Source organism: Paraburkholderia aromaticivorans (genome assembly GCF_002278075.1).
Taxonomy (GTDB): Bacteria; Pseudomonadota; Gammaproteobacteria; order Burkholderiales; family Burkholderiaceae; genus Paraburkholderia; species Paraburkholderia aromaticivorans.
This window is the reverse complement of sequence record NZ_CP022990.1, coordinates 1,488,826-1,504,996: the sequence shown is the minus strand read 5'-3', so window position 1 is coordinate 1,504,996 and position 16,171 is coordinate 1,488,826. Positions and strand designations below refer to the sequence as shown.

15 protein-coding genes are annotated in these 16,171 nt (G+C 62.5%); 9 read left to right on the top strand and 6 right to left on the bottom strand.

The genetic code is table 11. The annotated features are described in order from the left end of the window. Positions 1-816 precede the first annotated feature (816 nt). The 3 genes from CJU94_RS26430 to CJU94_RS26420 form a co-directional block, all read right to left on the bottom strand. The gene (locus tag CJU94_RS26430) at positions 817-2,139 is read right to left on the bottom strand and encodes an SUMF1/EgtB/PvdO family nonheme iron enzyme (protein ID WP_095421585.1); all 1,323 of its coding nucleotides are present in this window, start codon (positions 2,137-2,139) and stop codon (positions 817-819) included. A 121-nt stretch (positions 2,140-2,260) separates the two neighbouring features. Beyond that, entirely contained in the window at positions 2,261-2,917 is a 657-nt protein-coding gene (locus CJU94_RS26425) for a helix-turn-helix domain-containing protein (RefSeq protein ID WP_095421584.1), read from the bottom strand. A 388-nt stretch (positions 2,918-3,305) separates the two neighbouring features. After that, the gene (locus CJU94_RS26420; RefSeq protein ID WP_095421583.1) at positions 3,306-3,773 is read right to left on the bottom strand and encodes a universal stress protein; all 468 of its coding nucleotides are present in this window, start codon (positions 3,771-3,773) and stop codon (positions 3,306-3,308) included. 287 nt (positions 3,774-4,060) lie between these two features. On the opposite strand from CJU94_RS26420, the gene CJU94_RS26415 reads away from it, so the two are divergent. Continuing rightward, entirely contained in the window at positions 4,061-4,750 is a 690-nt protein-coding gene (locus CJU94_RS26415) for a FadR/GntR family transcriptional regulator (protein WP_095421582.1), read from the top strand. A 161-nt stretch (positions 4,751-4,911) separates the two neighbouring features. Here CJU94_RS26415 and CJU94_RS26410 read toward each other — a convergent pair whose 3' ends face one another. After that, positions 4,912-5,505, bottom strand: coding sequence for an acyl-homoserine-lactone synthase (locus CJU94_RS26410; protein WP_095421581.1), 594 nt, complete (start codon positions 5,503-5,505; stop codon positions 4,912-4,914). A 153-nt stretch (positions 5,506-5,658) separates the two neighbouring features. Between CJU94_RS26410 and CJU94_RS26405 the strand changes: the two genes are divergently transcribed. Beyond that, on the top strand, positions 5,659-5,973 hold the full coding sequence (locus CJU94_RS26405) for a helix-turn-helix domain-containing protein (protein ID WP_095421580.1): 315 nt from the start codon (positions 5,659-5,661) through the stop codon (positions 5,971-5,973). Here the strand turns inward: CJU94_RS26405 and CJU94_RS26400 are convergent. After that, entirely contained in the window at positions 5,957-6,661 is a 705-nt protein-coding gene (locus CJU94_RS26400; protein WP_095421579.1) for a helix-turn-helix transcriptional regulator, read from the bottom strand. The two genes, CJU94_RS26405 and CJU94_RS26400, sit on opposite strands and share 17 nt — an antisense overlap. Before the next feature lie 558 nt (positions 6,662-7,219). On the opposite strand from CJU94_RS26400, the gene CJU94_RS26395 reads away from it, so the two are divergent. From CJU94_RS26395 to araD, 7 genes are all read left to right on the top strand, one after another. After that, positions 7,220-8,176, top strand: coding sequence for a dihydrodipicolinate synthase family protein (locus tag CJU94_RS26395; RefSeq protein WP_095421578.1), 957 nt, complete (start codon positions 7,220-7,222; stop codon positions 8,174-8,176). 9 nt (positions 8,177-8,185) lie between these two features. Beyond that, positions 8,186-9,124 (top strand): SMP-30/gluconolactonase/LRE family protein, encoded by a 939-nt coding sequence (locus CJU94_RS26390; RefSeq protein ID WP_095421577.1) that lies wholly within the window; start codon positions 8,186-8,188, stop codon positions 9,122-9,124. Between the two features lie 238 nt (positions 9,125-9,362). Beyond that, positions 9,363-10,532, top strand: coding sequence for an extracellular solute-binding protein (locus CJU94_RS26385; RefSeq protein ID WP_095421576.1), 1,170 nt, complete (start codon positions 9,363-9,365; stop codon positions 10,530-10,532). Positions 10,533-10,612: 80 nt separating this feature from the next. Then, a complete protein-coding gene (locus CJU94_RS26380; RefSeq protein WP_095421575.1) occupies positions 10,613-11,692 on the top strand; it encodes an ABC transporter ATP-binding protein in 1,080 nt (359 codons plus the stop codon). After that, positions 11,689-12,567, top strand: a complete 879-nt coding sequence (locus CJU94_RS26375; protein WP_095421574.1) for an ABC transporter permease — start codon at positions 11,689-11,691, stop codon at positions 12,565-12,567. Before CJU94_RS26380 ends, CJU94_RS26375 begins: the two co-directional genes overlap by 4 nt. Beyond that, on the top strand, positions 12,567-13,505 hold the full coding sequence (locus tag CJU94_RS26370) for an ABC transporter permease (RefSeq protein WP_095421573.1): 939 nt from the start codon (positions 12,567-12,569) through the stop codon (positions 13,503-13,505). Before CJU94_RS26375 ends, CJU94_RS26370 begins: the two co-directional genes overlap by 1 nt. A gap of 44 nt (positions 13,506-13,549) precedes the next feature. After that, positions 13,550-15,301 carry an L-arabinonate dehydratase gene (araD, locus tag CJU94_RS26365; RefSeq protein ID WP_095421572.1) on the top strand — a complete coding sequence of 584 codons (1,752 nt, stop codon included), beginning with the start codon at positions 13,550-13,552 and terminating at the stop codon, positions 15,299-15,301. 102 nt (positions 15,302-15,403) lie between these two features. Here araD and CJU94_RS26360 read toward each other — a convergent pair whose 3' ends face one another. Beyond that, positions 15,404-16,009, bottom strand: coding sequence for a short chain dehydrogenase (locus CJU94_RS26360; protein WP_095421571.1), 606 nt, complete (start codon positions 16,007-16,009; stop codon positions 15,404-15,406). Between the last annotated feature and the right edge of the window lie 162 nt (positions 16,010-16,171).

Here is a 16,171-nt window from a genome sequence, read left to right as displayed (position 1 = left end):
TCGTAGCTACTGAGCTAAAAAGATGCCTGCTCATAAAAAAAGCTGGAATGTGCTCTTCTTTGACCGCGAACCAGCGATTGTGTCTTCAGACGAAAGCCCAATACGCGTTCCACGGGTGACTTCAGAACAATGTCGCTGAACAAGTCGAGGTCTCCCTTCACGAGAACGGAATCAGAACGGAGCGGGTCAGGCCATCAGCAGCCTGATGTGCCCTTTCTGTCGCAGAAGCATGAGGGCGTCCATCTGGAGCAGAAACCTATGGAAAATCTCAATGGTTCACTGCCCTGGTCAAGAGGCCGACTCGTGACTCGCAACTGCGCTTTGCCTTGTGGAAGGAGTCGGGTCGGGTACCGCCATCGCTGTCCAGCGGGTGGTTCACTTGCGGTGCTATCTCCTACCGTTGCAGCCGCAAGCGTATTTCCTCGGCATCCGCATACAATGTATGGATTGCCGCTGAGTTCGCGGAATCGATCACAGAACTGGCGCGCGGACGTCTGTTTCACGGTAGCCCTGTTGCCGAGCGTGCGCTGTCTCTGATAGTCGGGCGTTGCGGAAGCATTCTTCAAGCATCCGAGGCAATGCCTATCCGACCGCTTGAAATATGTGCGCTCGTCTCGTTGTAGCGAGCACGTTAAGCAAAGCACGCGCCGGGCTACCAGCGCCCGGTAGTCGAACTGGTTCCGGTCCCCTCAACGTGCGGCGGACAGATCGCTTGCGTTCATGGCTTGCACCTGATTCAGCGAAATAAACCAGTAGCTGAGGTTACCTTCAGTAAAGCAGAGGCCGAGCTCTTTCGATTAACTTCTGCCTTGATGGTCAACACCCCACACACCGAAACCCCGCATATACATATTGATAATGCGGCTGAAACCAGTTGCGGAAAGTCGGCCTCAACATGCACTGCGCGGTGCGCGCCGAGCCGCCTTTGATCACATAATGCTGGCCGTCGAAAAAGTTGGCGGAATAACCGGGATAAAACGTAAAGGCTTCGAAGCCGGGTAGCGCGTCGAACACCGTCGAGGTCCACTCCCAGCCATTGCCGAATTGACCTTCCACGCCGAATGCACTGACGTTGTCCGGATACGCATCCACCGGTTGCGGATTCCAACTGCGAAAATCGAAATTACCCGATGCGGTGCGCGGTGCACCGTGCGCGGCTCGCTGCCATTGCGCCTCGGTGGGCAGCGCTTTGCCTGCCCAGCGCGCGTAGGCGCTGGCTTCGGCGTGGCTCACATACGCAGGCCAGTCGAGCGGCAACGGGACTTCGTCGAACATCGTGCGCAGCATCCATGCGCCGGGTTCGCCCGCTTGGCCGCTCGCGCGGCGCGGCGACCAGCAGGCGGGATGTTCGATGTGCTCGGCTTCCTTCCACGCCCAATCCTTCTGCGACCACCACTTCGGCTCGCGATAGCCGCCTGCCTCGATGAACTCACGGAAAGCGCCGTTCGTCACCATGTAGCGATCGATCTCGAAGGCGGGCACCTCGACTCGCATTTCGCCGAACTCGTTGTCCCAACCGAAGCGGCCGCTGTCGCGCGACATGCCGAGTACGGTCGCACCGGCGGGCACGCTGACCATCGACGACAACGCCTGCCGTTCTCCGGCACGCGTCACAACGGGCTCGCGCAGTTCGGTGAGCTTCTGCGCGAGGGGCAACTGATGGAGCATGTACGCCAGCGTCTCGGCATGCATTAGCCGATGCTCGATCGCGACGTTCAGCAATTGCCCCGCGGTCCCGGCTTGCGCGCCGTCGCGGCCGGGTTGGGCCGCGTGCGTCAGTGCCTCGAGTTCGCGGTCGATCTGTTCGCGCGCGCGCAAGCCGTAGCCGCGAACCGTGTCGAGCGACGGCCAGTCGCTGGGCTGGTCGGTGGGAAAACCGCCATCGACGGGGTCGATGCCGAAGGCAAAGAGCTGGTCGAGGCGCGCATCGAACGCTGGCAGATCGCACAGGCGCTGATCGAGCAGATTACGATCGAAAGCTTCGAGATGGCCGATGTAAAACACGATCCGGTGGCGCTCGCGGATCGGGCGTTCATACAGAAACTCAGGTTTGACGATGGAAAACAGCGCGTCGGTGACTTGACGCGCTTCGATCAGGCGCTGGACGAGCGGGTGATGCGGGGCGGGGTCGCGATTCATTTCGCCGGGTCTCCTTGCGGGGGACGGACTAAAGACTGTACCCGCTCGCAGGAGCCATGCCAAGACGAAAGCGCGTTAAAAGGAGTGGGCGGGCAGCGTCGGCCGGGCTCCCGCCGGCGGCCTAGACTTGCCGCAGCCCGTCCAGATCGACGATCCGGATGTGCTTGCCCTGCGTGTCGATCAGGCCGCGCTTTTGAAATCTTGACAAGGTGCGGCTGACGGTTTCGAGCGTCATGCCGAGGTAGCTGCCCATGTCTTCCCGCGTCATGCGCAAATTGAATTCCGCCGACGAATACCCGCGTTGGGCGTTGCGCTCCGACACGTCGAGCAGGAATGCCGCGACCCGTTCATCCGCCGAGAGCGAACCGAGCACCATCATTTGCGCCGCTTCGCGCACGATCTGCTCGCCCAGCAGTTTGTGCATGCGCTCCTGCATCGAACTTATTTCGCGGCATAGCGACTTGAGCGCCGTATACGGCACGATGCACACGGTGCTGTCTTCGAGCGCAACGGCGCTGCAGGCATGCACGTCATTGCTGATGCCGTCGAGACCGAGAGCTTCGCCGGCGAGCCGCAAACCCGTGACCTGCTCGCGGCCGCCTCGGTGCGCCATGACGGTTTTCATCGAACCGGAACGCACCGCGTAGATATTGTCGAAGCGGTCGCCGCTGCGATACAGCGCCTCACCGCGCGGCACTGAGCGCGCCGAGCAAATCAGCGTTTCGAGTTTCGCGAGTTCGTCGCACGAGAGACCATGGGGCATGCAGAGTTGCCGCATCGCGCAACTCGAACAGCGAGCGGCGGTGCGCGTGCTCGCGCGCGAGCACGCCGCGCGGCGGCTGCCGCGCGTAGGCGATGGACTTGCGGCCGACGCGGCGGATTCGAGGGTTTCGTCGGAGCGAGTAACGGCAGTGGGAGTGAGCATGTTCTGCAGCCAATGGTCAGGTGTTGATTGATTGTCCCACCGGCCACACTGCCCGCTTCGCGACAAAATGACGCGTTCAGGCAGTTAGGTATCTTGATCGATATCGCTGGCGGTGATCGTGGTCAAACTGCTGCGAAAGCGTGAGCAGGCCGGTCCTGCTCACGCTTTCGCAGCAGGTCGCGTTTTGCAGATTCGGTGCACGAGCAACGAATGTGAAAGCGCGCACTGTGCGCTGCCGGGTTCAGTCCGCGTCGCCCGTCTTACCTGCCGCGGACGGCACGAGGAGCACGGGTAAGTGCGCCTGCCGCACACAGCGTTCGGCGACACTGCCGAGGATCAGCCGCTGAAAACCGCGCCGTCCATGGGTGCCCATGACCAGCAGGTCGGCTTTGAAATCGGCGGCGGCCTTGAGCACGACCGCTGAAACATCGTCCAGCGACGATGCCTCGCCTATCGCAAGTTCGCCCTTCACGCCCTGGTCGGCCATCGCCTTGGCGAATTCAGCGCCGAGCTCCTTGCCCTCTTCGACGAGACGGTTCCGCAATACGGATGGATCGTAGCCGGGCGCCTCGAAATAAAGCGGCGTGTTTTCGACGACATAGAACGGCCGCAAGACCGCGCCGTTGGATCTGGCGAGCGCGAGCGCTGCTTCGAACGCACGGCGCGAGGTTTTGCTGCCGTCGACCGCTACAAAGATGCGTGTGTACATACCGACTCCGCGTCTAAAGGAACTGGATGCCGCAACCGCTTCAGCGAATGGGCGCTTGGCACTCTATTGCCAATGGAAGCTGGAATGGTCACTGAAGAACATTCACTCAACCTGGATGTAAATCAAACTCTTGTCAAATTTTGCCGCGTGGCATCTTGCCTCATGAGCGGCGGTGAGCAAGCCGCGGCGGCTTCCGCTGCGATTCGGCGCGCCTATCCGTTATCAGACCAGCGCCGGGTTTGCCTTACAATTAACACCTCCTCAGACAAACTGCTTCAGCCCCGCTGATGAACGAGCGCAAGACGAAGGGTTTGCCCGACAGAATCTACGGCGACATCCTCAACCGCATAGTCGAAGGCGAATACAAGGAAGGTGAGCGCTTGCCGACCGAGCATGCGCTGGCCGAGCGTTTCGCCACGTCACGGCCAACGGTGCGCGAGGCGCTGGCGCGCTTGCGGGCCGACGGCATCATCGCGACGCGGCACGGGTCGGGCACAACGGTCGCGCGCCGCCCGGACCCCGACGTGCGCCGCTTTGCGCCGCTCGAAACGCTGTCCGACATCCGCCGCTGCTATGAATTTCGCATCGTCACAGAAGCGGGCGCAGCGGAGCAGGCAGCGCTAAAAGCCGATGCCGACGATATTGCTGCCATCCAGCATGCATGGGAACAGTTGGAGCGCATTATCGAAACGCAGGGGATCGGTGCGCAGGACGACTTCATGTTCCACCTCGCGGTGGCGCGTGCGTCGAAAAACCCGTTTTTCATCACCGTCATGTCGTTCATCGAAGAGCAGATCCTCTTCAGCATGAATCTGTCTCGCAATCTGTCGCTGGTGAAAACGGTGGCGCGGCAGCGGCTCGTGCAGGCGGAGCATAAGGCGGTGCTCGAGGCGATTCGCCGTAAGGACGTGCCCGCCGCTGGACATGCGATGCGCGCGCATCTCGAGAACGCGCTTGAGCGAATGTTCGGATCCTGAAACCCCCGCGCACCGGCGCCGCCGGCCGGGCCGATGCGCCGTGCCGCCGGCGGGTCGAAGCGACCCCGGCTCGGCACGGCGCTGAAACCCGCCCCGTTCGCGGCGGCTACGCGGTAACTACGCGGTAACTACGCGGTAACTACGCGGTAACTACGCGGTAACTACGCGGCAGCGGCCATCGGTCCGAACAAGGCGGTGCGCGTTTTCGGACTCACGGCGATATCCAGCGCCACGGCCCGCTCCACGCCGATCTGCAACGGCGACCCGAGCCGGCTGATCTCGATGCCCGTCTTGCGCAGCAACCGCTCGATCGGCGTGGTGGTCACCGTGACATAACGCGTGATGCCCATCTGGTCGGCGAACGTCACCAGTTCATGAATCGCCTGCATCGTCAGGTCCGCGAAGCCGAACGACTGCTCCTCGCCGCCGGTTTCGATCGCGAACCGGCTCAGTTCCCAGATGTGCCGGCCAACGGGCGCCGCCGCGCCGTGCAGCAATTGCGGGAAAGTGTCCTTGAGCATATTGGGCCCCTCGGTCGGCATCAGGCGCCAGCAGCCGCGCACGTGCCCCTCGCTGCCCTGGATCAGCATGTAATACGGCCCGAGCGCATCGTAGCCGTCGATCTCCATGCCGGCGATGGTCGGGATATCCCACCCGAGCCGCCCGTGAAACACCCGGGCGCGCAGCCGGTACATCTCGTTAATGTCCGCGTTATCGAATTCCTGACGCATTCCAATCCGGATTGCTGTTTGCATGACGTTCTCCTGAACGTGTTGGGGTACCCAATACGCAAGAAAACTTATGCACTTTGAATCATTTCGCCACCTACCTACCTGGATAGGTGCGCATGCTTATCGGGTAAAGCAGAATTCGAGACAAGCACTGCCCTCAACCGACAGGACACGAAAATGGAACTTCTCGAAAATCACTGGCAGCCGCAAACCGGCCTTCAAACCCGTTCGGCGGAGCCTTCCACGGCCGTAGATCGCGTTCTGATCATTGCCTACCGCAAAAAGAAGAAAGAGAGCCAGCGCCGTTTCTGGGCCCGTTTCGGCGTGACGCAGTCGCGTGGCAGCCGTTTCGAGTCGGGTGCCGAAATCCCGGCGCCGGTCGCGATTCTGCTCGGCCTGTACTTCACCAAAACCGTTTCCGACGCGGATCTGGGCCGCGCCGAGCGAGTACTTTACAGCCGCGACGCGGCTTTGCTCAACCCGGGTCAATAAGGCCGAGCTGAGCTGCGATCACGGCCGCCGCACGCCGCGAATTCACACCGAATTTCGTCCTGATGTTTTTCATATGGAAGTTCACCACGGCTTCCGAACAGTTCAGGATGTGGGAGATCTCCCATGTGGATTTGCCGCGTGCGGTCCATTTCAGGCATTCGCGTTCACGCGGCGTCAACTTGGGCAATAAGGTTTGCGCGTGCGTATTCAAATGCCGTTGGCTGGTATCGATTACCAGGTCGCGCAGCAACACCAGATTCGGCAATGTGACGTTGATATGACGCCAGAACTCGTCGTTCGGATTGGTGTCATTAACGAAGCAAATCATGCCGGCTTCCTGATTCGGTCCATGAATCGGCAATGTCACGCCAGCGCGCAGTCCATGCGCGCGGGCTTCCTCATACATGGAAAGCTGCGGTGCAGTCTTGAAAATGTCCGGCGACCAGATCAGCGGCGTGGCGCGCGTCGCACAATGCGACACGGTCGGATCGATATGGACGAGCCCCTGCTCGTCATAAGTACGGCGCCATACGGGCGAGTACGTGCTGCGCACATAGGCGTCTTCGAGACGGATGGTCGGCCGCGGCAGCATGGCGATCAGAAGCTTGTCGAAGCCCCATGTCTCGGCGAACCCCGTGATTGCACCGAACCATTCCGCCTCGTCGGCGGCGTCCAGTAGCGGTGCCATCTGCTCGATAAAATGTAGCGCCAATTTTTACTCTCTCAGGCTCGCAAACATCCGGTTGCGGGGAATTGCGGCCGGCATTCCGTCCGGTGGTTTTTTGTCTTCACAATCTATCACTAAAAATTAATTCGCAAAGCGAGAACGATTTAAGACAAGGCTGCGGCGGCAGCGTGGCGTCAAATGGATAGCCATTTTTAGCTGGGTTTTCTGACCGAATTAACATTGGTCGGATGTTAATGCGGGCAAATCTCTCGTAGCCGCTTTTTGATGCCAATCATTGGCAACATTATTGTGAAACTCTTCTAATCCGCGATCATTGCCAAAATATCAGTCACGATTGCACCAATCGCCGAATCGTCCGCCGCGATCGCTCATTGCCGCGTGAGGTACATCACCACGGGCTCTATTGTCATACGAAAAGGATGCGCGGGTAGTTTGCGATCTTCGCGATCGATGCAACGATTCGCGAGGCCGGCGTTGCTCCCAAGTTGTTTGACAACATTCGGCGCCCGGTGCTAACTTGAGCGCTCCCCGTCCTGTCACGCCCGCCGTGCGAGGCCCATGAACCTATCCCCGATAAGTGACGGCGAGTTCGCTGCGTCGGTCATGGCAGTGCCGCCGCTGGCGCGCCGCGCCGACTACACCATCGACGCGGCTCAAAATCGCGCGCTGATTCGCCATATCGAGGCCGGCGGCGTGCGCACCCTGTTGTATGGCGGCAACGCAAACCTTTACCACATGGCCGTCAGCGAATATCGGGAATTGCTCGACCTGCTGGCTGACGCCGCGGGCGAGGGCACGCGGGTGATCCCGGCCATCGGCCCGGACTACGGAAAAATGCAGGATCAGGCGCGCATCCTCGCGCAGACCCGTTACCGGACGGCAATGGTATTGCCGCTCGGCGGATTGACGACGTCCGAAGGCGTCGAGGCAGGCCTGACTCGCGTGGCCGACATCGCAGGCATGCCGCTCACGCTGTACATCAAAAGCGAAAATTATGTCGAGGCGGATGCGCTCGCGCGTCTGATCGATCGAGGCACGCTGATCGCCGTGAAATACGCGATCGTGCGCAAGAACACGGCGGACGATCCGTATCTGCGCCGGTTGCTGCAACAGGTGGCCGCGACCAGGGTGGTGTCGGGCATGGGCGAGCGGCCGGCGCTCGTGCATCTGCGCGAATTCGGTCTAGCGACCTGGACCACCGGTTCGGGATGCATCGCGCCGCGCATGGTCGCGGCGTTGCTGCAGGCGGTCAAAACCGGCGATCGCGCGACGGCGCAACGTCTATACGACGCGTTCCTGCCGCTTGAAACCCTGCGCGAGAACCTCTCACTGATCCGCGTACTTCACGACGCGGTCACGTTTTCGAAGCTCGCCGACATGGGGCCGATACTGCCGCTGCTCAGTTCGACGCCGCCCGAGCATCATGCGAAGATCGACCACGCCGCGCGGGCGCTGCTCGCGTTGGAGCACGAATTCGCGCATGCCAACCCACACGCAAGCCAACCCACACTTTGAACCGCCCGCATGACCGACAACAGCCGACGCTATCCTGATCCCTCCATCCGCCACTTCGATCCGCGCTTCAAGCCGCTGATCCTGGCCTCCGCCTCTGTCGAGTGCCTGTATCAGGGCGCGCGGTGGTCCGAGGGCCCGGTCTGGTTCGGCGACGGCCGCTATCTGCTGTGGAGCGACATTCCGAACGATCGCATCCTGCGCTGGGACGAACCGAGCGGCGCGGTATCCACATTTCGCCAGTCGTCGAACAATGCCAATGGCCATACGCGCGACCGCCAGGGACGCCTCGTCAGTTGCGAGCATCTCACGCGCCGCGTGACGCGCACCGAATACGACGGCTCGATCACCGTGCTCGCCGACCGGTATCGCGGCAAACGCTTCAATTCGCCGAACGACGTGGTCGTGAAATCGGACGGCTCGATCTGGTTCAGCGACCCGACCTTTGGTATCGACGGCTTCTATGAAGGCGAGCGGCAGGAGTCCGAACTGCCGGCGTGCGTGTACCGGGTCGACGGCCAGACCGGCGAAGTCTCCGTGGTGGCCGACGACGTGCTGGGGCCGAACGGACTGGCGTTTTCACCGGACGAGTCGGTTCTGTACATCGTCGAATCGCGTGGCGAGCCGCGCAAGATTCGTGCGTTCGACGTGGGCGGTAACGGCACCACGCTCGCGAACAACCGGGTGTTGATCGACGCCGGTCCGGGCACGCCGGACGGCTTTCGTGTCGATATCCACGGCAATTTGTGGTGCGGCTGGGGCATGGGCACCGATGAACTCGACGGCGTGCGCGTCTTCACGGCGCAAGGCGAGCCGCTTGGCCACATCGCGTTGCCTGAACGTTGTGCGAACGTGTGCTTTGGCGGCCGGCATCGCAACCGGCTATTCATGGCGGCAAGCCACGGGCTCTATTCGCTCTACGTCAATACGCAAGGCGTGCAAGGCGGCTAGTTGTCTGGCAACTGGTCGTCGGATTTCATGATTAGCTCCGGGTTTGCCCTTGGATGCAGCGCGCAAACCTTTGAATGACAAGGATTCAACGCCAAAACCGCTGCTCTCGGCAGCCAACGCTGCCACAAGCATTTGCTTGACATCAGCTGTCCCGCTTCGCTATGTTCCATTGGTAGAAAGACACCGCCCGCAGCGCAGCCGACCGGCGGACTTGCATACCAAGAAGCGAGGAGACGCAATGACTGTTTCAGACAGGTTGGCGCTCAGGCTGGTGTCCGTATGTTTGGCGGCGAGCGCCGCGTTCGCATCCGCCGCGCACGCGGCCGATCCGGTCACGCTCAATATCGTCGACGTGGCCGGCGACCTTCAGCTCACGCAAAAAGGTTTCGAGGCATTCAAGGCGAAGTATCCGAACCTCGTCGCCAATCTCACTTTCACGAATGCGCCCGCTCCGCAACTGCCAGGCAAGATCAAGGCGATGCAGGCCGCGGGCCGCTCCGATATCGATCTCGTGCTGACCGGCACGGATGCGCTCGCCGCCGGCATCGAACAGAATCTGTGGATGAAGCTGCTGCCCGAGAACGCAGCGATGTTCCCTGGCGTGCTCGACAAATACGCGCCGGGTCCACGCAAGATGCAGGATCTCGCGCAGGGTTACGGGTTGGAGGTGGCGTATATGCCGGCCGGTCCGCTACTCGAGTACAACCCCGCCAAAGTCGGCGACCCGCCGAAGACGCCCGAGCAATTGCTGCAATGGTGCAAGGCGCATCCTGACAAGTTGATCTACGCACGGCCGGCGAATTCCGGCCCGGGCCGCACGTTCCTGATGGGCTTGCCGTATGTGCTCGGCGACAAGGATCCGCAGGACCCGATTCACGGCTGGGACAAGACTTGGGCCTTCCTCAAGCAAATGAACGATTGCATTCCTTACTATCCGGGCGGCACCTCGGCGGTGATGAAGGAACTCGGCGAAGGCACGCGCGACATGACGGTGACCGTCACGGGCTGGGACATCAATCCGCGCGCGCTCGGCATCGTGCCGGCGGAATTTCGCGTGCAGGCGTTCGACAACATGACATGGGTGAACGACGCGCACTACATGGTGATTCCGAAAGGCGTGCCGAAGGACAAGCTCGAGGTGCTCTACAAGCTGATGAATTTCATGCTCGAACCGGCGCAGCAGGCGCTGACCTATGACGACGGTTATTTCTATCCCGGTCCGGCGATCAAGGGCGTGAGCGTCGAGCAGGCGCCCGCGCACAGCCAGGACGTGCTGAAGAAATACGGCCGGCCGGAGTACGCGAAGCTGCTGGCCGAGCGTCCTCATGTATTGCCGCTGAATGCCGCGGCGATGGTTGCGGCTTTCAGGAAGTGGGACACCGAGGTCGGCGCGCAGAAGACCAAATAGCCTGCGCAGCAGTTCATGCATGCCGTCGCGATCGACGCGCGATCCGTGACACGACGCGTCGCGTGTATCAGGAAACCGCCATGAAGCATCACTTTGAGCAGTTGCGGCTCGATTCGGTGAGCCGCAGTTTCACGAATGCGGAAGGCCAGGCGGTCGCGGCGCTGCGCGGACTCGATCTGACCATCCGGCGTGGCGAGTTCATCGCGTTGCTGGGGCCGTCCGGTTGCGGTAAATCGACGGCGCTCAACTGCATCGCCGGATTGCAGCCGCTGAGCGGCGGCGGCATCTGGCTCGACGACACACGCATCGACGTGCTGCCGCCGGAGAAGCGCGGCTTCGGCATGGTGTTTCAGAACTACGCGCTGTTTCCGCATATGAGCGTGCTGGACAACGTCGGCTTCGGTCTGAAAATGCGCGGCGTTGGCAGGAACGACGCCATGCGCCGGGCGCGCGAAGCGTTGCAGCTCGTGCAACTGGTCGGGCATGAACGCAAACTGCCCGGACAACTTTCCGGCGGCCAGCAGCAGCGTGTGGCGATTGCGCGCGCGATCGTGATCGAACCGCCGCTGATCCTGATGGACGAACCGCTGTCGAATCTCGATACCCGGCTGCGGATCGAAATGCGCGCGGAGATCCGCCGCATTCATAGCCAGCTCGAACGCGCGACGCTCTACGTGACGCACGATCAGGACGAAGCGCTTTCCATGGCCGACCGCATCGTCGTGATGAAGGAGGGCGTGGTGCAACAGGTGGCCACGCCGAAAGAGGTCTATACGCGGCCGCAGAATCTGCATGTCGCGCGTTTCATGGGCTATCGCAACGTGGCCGAATTCGAGCTCGAAGGCATGCAGGGCGAAGGCGTGCTGGTGAGCGCAAACGGTGTGCGTCTGCTGGGCACGCCGATGGCCGGCTTCAACAGCAAACGCGTGAGCGTCGCGCTGCGTCCCGAGGATATGGAGCGCGCCCCGCCCGGCGCGGACAATGCCTTCGACGCGTTGGTGACGAGCGTCGAATACGGTGGCCGCGATTCGCTGCTGCGTGTGAAGACCGCATTCGGCGATATCTGGGCGCGCGTCGGCGGAGAATTCGAAGCGGGCGAGCGAATCGGCCTGCGCGTGCCGCCGTCGCGCACACTCGTCTACGACGCCGAGGCGGCATGATCGCGCCCACGCTGTCGCCGCCCCTCGTGCCGCGCGACGCCAAGGCGTGGCTGGTCGCACCCGCACTGCTCATTATCGTCGCGTCGTTCATCTATCCGTTCGCGTATGGCCTGGTGCTGTCGTTCCGGCCGATGAACGGCGGCGGCCTGTGGGCCAACTATCTGGCGTTCTTCACCGACACGTCGATGTGGCCGACCATTCTCGTCACGCTCAAGCTCGCGGTGCCGGCCACGCTCATCAACGTGGGCGTCTCGGTGCCGGTGGCGTTCGCGCTGCGGCGCTACTCGCGCTATCAGAAGTTCGTCACGACGCTGCTGGTGATTCCCGTGACGCTCGGCACCGTGCTGATCGCGGACGGCATGCTCACGTATTTCGGCCCGAACGGCTGGTTTCCGCAGGCGCTGCAGGGCCTGCACCTCTATACGCGCGAAGTGCGGCTCACGCATAACTTCTGGGGCGTGCTGATCTCGCTGATCGTGTCGGGTTTCCCGTTCGCCTTTTTATTGACGCTGTCGTACGTGACCGGCATCGACCCGACGCTCGCGAGCGCGGCGGCGACACTCGGCGCGAGTCCGTGGCAGCAGTTTCGCCGCATCTATCTGCCGCTGCTGGTGCCGGGGTTGACGATGGCGGCGTGTCTGTCGTTCGTGCAGGCGTTTTCGGTGTTTCCGTCGGCGGTGCTGCTCGGCGCGCCCGCTGGCCCGACGCGCGTGATGTCGATCGCCGCCGCCGAAGCCGCATTCGAAAGCTACGACTATTCGCTGGCCTCCGCGATCGCGATGGTGATGGGCTTCGTGCAGTTGCTGGTGGTCGCCGCATTGCTCGGCGCACGCCGCTTCTTCTACAGCGGCCCGGTGACGGGAGGCAAAGGCTGATGACGAGCGGGCATCGCGCGGCGCCGCCTTCGTGGTCGGCGTCCGCCTCGAAAAATCACGACGACGGCGCGCACGAACCGGATCAGCGCACCAGTCCTGGCCGGCAGCGCAGCAGCGTGCCGGGGCGGATCTGGCGCGTGCTGGTGTGGGGCGCCATGCTGTTCTTCCTCGTCAACGTGGTGCTGCTGATCGCGACCGTGGCGGTCAATTCGGTGGCGACGCGCTGGTTCGGCACGTTGTTGCCGCAAGGCTTCACGCTGCATTGGTATGCGCAGGCGTGGAGCGATTTCCAGTTGGCAAGCGTGTTGTGGGTGACCGTCGAAGTGGTCGGCGCGGTCGTGCTGCTGTCGGTTCTACTCGGCGTGCCGGCGGCGTATGCGCTTGCCCGCGTGCAATTTCCCGGCAAGCGCTTGGCGATGCTGATCTTCCTGTTGCCGCTGATGGTGCCGCCCGTCACGTACGGCATTCCGATGGCGACGGTCATGTACAAGGTTGGCCTCGCCGGCACGCTGAGCGGCGTGATTCTGGCGAACCTCGTGCCCGCGTTGCCGTTCGTGATTCTGGTGATGACGCCGTTCATCGAACAGATCGATCCCAATCTCGAAGCGGCGGCGCGTATTTTCGGCGCCAACACGTTTCGCTATTTTCGCTACGTGTTGCTGCCGCTGCTCGTGCCCGGCATGCTGGCGGCCGGCTTGCTGGTGCTCGTGCGCACCATCGGCATGTTCGAGCTGACGTTTTTCACCGCGGGCCCCGCGACGCAAACGCTCGTGGTCGCCCTGTACTACGCTGTATTTTCAACCGGCGTGCGCGCGCCGCAGTCGATCGATGCCATGGCGATGATCTACATGGCGATCACGCTGATCTGGGTGCTGATCGCACTGCAATTCGTGAGCCCGACGCAAATCGTCTCGCGCGTGAAGGAACAGAGGCGCTGAAGCTCGCCCCGAAGCGACGGGCGAAAGACATCCTGGAGCAAACGTTGACGAAGAGAAAGCAACCCGAGGAACTGCGCAGCCACCGTTGGTACGGCGTGAACGATCTGCGCTCGTTCGGCCATCGCTCGCGCACCGCGCAAATGGGCTACAACCGCGAGGAATATGCCGGCAAGCCGGTCATTGCGATTCTCAACACGTGGAGCGAGATCAACGCTTGCCACACCCATTTCAAGCAGCGTGTGGAGGAAGTGAAGCGCGGCATCTGGCAGGCCGGCGGCTTTCCGGTCGAACTGCCAGTGCAGACGCTCTCCGAACCCTTCCAGAAGCCGACCACGATGCTGTACCGCAACTTCCTCGCCATGGAGGCCGAAGAAACGCTGCGCTCGTATCCCGCCGACGGCGTCGTGCTGATGGGCGGTTGCGACAAGACCACGCCGGCGTTGCTGATGGGCGCGATCTCGATGGACCTGCCGGCGATTTTTCTGCCTGCGGGCCCGATGCTGCGTGGCAACTGGAACGGCGTGACGCTCGGCTCCGGTTCCGACTCGTGGAAGTATTGGGCCGAACTGCGCGCGGGCACGATCACGCAGGATGACTGGCAAGGCATTGAAGGCGGCATCGCGCGCTCGCCGGGGCACTGCATGACCATGGGCACCGCCTCGACCATGACGAGCGCGGCCGAAGCACTCGGCTTCACGCTGCCCGGTTTCGCGTCGATCCCGGCGGTGGATGCGCGTCATGCGCAGATGGCGGCGAAAACCGGCATGCGGATCGTCGAGATGGTGTGGGAAGACCTCAAGCCCTCCGACCTGCTGACCGCCGGTTCCGTCGACAACGCGGTGACCACGTGCCTTGCGCTGTCCGGCTCGACCAACGCGATCGTGCACATGATCGCGCTCGCGCGCCGCGCCGGCATCGAGTTGACACTGGATCGCTACGACGAGATCTCGCGTCACACGCCGGTGCTGGCGAACGTTCGCCCGACTGGCGAATATCTGATGGAGGACTTTTTCTACGCGGGCGGTTTGCGGGTCTTGCTCGCCGAACTGGGTGAGTTGATCGACCGTTCGCAGAAAACCGTCAACGGACGCACGCTTGGGGAAAACCTCGAAGGCGCGGAGATTTTCAACGACGAAGTGATTCGCCGGCGCGACACGCCGCTTCTGCCCAACAGCGGCCTCGCGGTGCTACGCGGCAATATCGCGCCCGACGGCGCGGTGATCAAACCCGGCGCCGCCGAGCCGCACCTGCTCGTGCACACCGGCCGCGCGGTGGTGTTCAAGGACTATAACGACATGGCCGCGCGCATCGACGACGAGACGCTCGACATCGACGAGAACTGCGTGATCGTGCTTCAGCATGCCGGCCCGGTCGGCGCGCCGGGCATGCCGGAGTGGGGGCAATTGCCGATCCCGCGAAAGTTGCTGCAAAAAGGCGTGCGCGACATGGTACGGATTTCGGACGCTCGGATGAGCGGGACGAGTTACGGCGCGTGCGTGCTGCATGTGGCGCCGGAGTCGTTCATCGGCGGGCCGTTCGCGCTGATCGAGAGCGGCGACATGATCGCGCTCGACGTGCCCCGGCGCAAACTCGATCTGCTCGTGACAGACGAGGAACTGGCGCGCCGCCGGGCCGCGTGGGTCAAGCCGGCGCCGCGCTTTACGCGCGGCTACGGTGCGCTGCATCAGGTGCACGTGATGCAGGCGAATCAAGGCTGCGACTTCGACTTTTTGCAGCGTGGCGGCGCCCATGCGGCGCCGGAAGCGGACGCCGCGGGCGAGCCGGAGATTCACTGAGCTTGTTGCGGGCCGCCGAGAGCGTGACGCGGCCGCCGTAGAGCGGCGACAAAACCGCGGGGGCGTGCGATGCGGCCGGGCCGCATCGCGCGGATCCTTCAGTCAATATCCCACGCGATATACGCGGCCCGTTTGCGCGCCTTCCACGCTGCGCAGATAGGCCATTGCCGCACGTTGCGCCGTGACCGGCTCGAAGCCGCGGAAGTAGGGCGCGTAAGCGTCCATCGCTTCGGTGAGCACGGTCGGGCTCACCACGTTGATGCGAATCCCGCGCGGCAGTTCGATCGCCGAGCCGCGCACGAAACCTTCGAGCGCCAGATTGACGGTGGTCGCGCTCGCACCTTGCAGAATCGGCTCGTCGCCGATGATGCCGCTCGTCAGCGTGAACGAGCCGCCATCGTTCACGTAGGGCTGGGCGGCCAGCACCACGTTGATCTGGCCCATCAGCTTATCGCGCAGCCCGACCCAGAACTGTTCGATGCTCATGTCGGGGAGCGGGCCGAAATGGACCTTGCCGGTCGTGGTGACGACGCCGTCCACCCTGCCGATTTCGCGAAAGAGCCGCTCGACGCTCGCCGGGTCGGTGCTGTCGACCTGATACTGCCCGCGCGTCGCACCCACTTCGATCACTTCATGACGCGCCTTCAGTTCGGCGCTCACCGCCCGGCCCAACGTGCCCGTGGCGCCGATCACGACGATTTTTTTCATCTATTGCTCCGTTGAGGATTGACGTGCAGTCGATTGTGCCGGCACTGGTCAGAGGGAAAAAGACGCGTCCACGCGCAGGTCCTGCAACCCTGAGTTTCTAATCGCAGTAAAAAGCGCGCATCGTGAATCAAACGATGCGCGCTTCGCAATAGACGGATTAAT

Bases quoted from the DNA above. Each gene is read 5' to 3' on its own strand.
- CJU94_RS26425 (WP_095421584.1), bottom strand. From the start codon at position 2,917: ATGCGGCAACTCTGCATGCCCCATGGTCTCTCGTGCGACGAACTCGCG.
- CJU94_RS26410 (WP_095421581.1), bottom strand. From the start codon at position 5,505: ATGCAAACAGCAATCCGGATTGGAATGCGTCAGGAATTCGATAACGCG.
- CJU94_RS26400 (WP_095421579.1), bottom strand. From the start codon at position 6,661: ATGGCACCGCTACTGGACGCCGCCGACGAGGCGGAATGGTTCGGTGCA.
- CJU94_RS26385 (WP_095421576.1), top strand. From the start codon at position 9,363: ATGACTGTTTCAGACAGGTTGGCGCTCAGGCTGGTGTCCGTATGTTTG.
- CJU94_RS26415 (WP_095421582.1), top strand. From the start codon at position 4,061: ATGAACGAGCGCAAGACGAAGGGTTTGCCCGACAGAATCTACGGCGAC.
- CJU94_RS26375 (WP_095421574.1), top strand. From the start codon at position 11,689: ATGATCGCGCCCACGCTGTCGCCGCCCCTCGTGCCGCGCGACGCCAAG.
- CJU94_RS26370 (WP_095421573.1), top strand. From the start codon at position 12,567: ATGACGAGCGGGCATCGCGCGGCGCCGCCTTCGTGGTCGGCGTCCGCC.
- CJU94_RS26405 (WP_095421580.1), top strand. From the start codon at position 5,659: ATGGAACTTCTCGAAAATCACTGGCAGCCGCAAACCGGCCTTCAAACC.
- CJU94_RS26395 (WP_095421578.1), top strand. From the start codon at position 7,220: ATGAACCTATCCCCGATAAGTGACGGCGAGTTCGCTGCGTCGGTCATG.
- CJU94_RS26430 (WP_095421585.1), bottom strand. From the start codon at position 2,139: ATGAATCGCGACCCCGCCCCGCATCACCCGCTCGTCCAGCGCCTGATC.
- CJU94_RS26380 (WP_095421575.1), top strand. From the start codon at position 10,613: ATGAAGCATCACTTTGAGCAGTTGCGGCTCGATTCGGTGAGCCGCAGT.
- CJU94_RS26390 (WP_095421577.1), top strand. From the start codon at position 8,186: ATGACCGACAACAGCCGACGCTATCCTGATCCCTCCATCCGCCACTTC.
- CJU94_RS26420 (WP_095421583.1), bottom strand. From the start codon at position 3,773: ATGTACACACGCATCTTTGTAGCGGTCGACGGCAGCAAAACCTCGCGC.
- CJU94_RS26360 (WP_095421571.1), bottom strand. From the start codon at position 16,009: ATGAAAAAAATCGTCGTGATCGGCGCCACGGGCACGTTGGGCCGGGCG.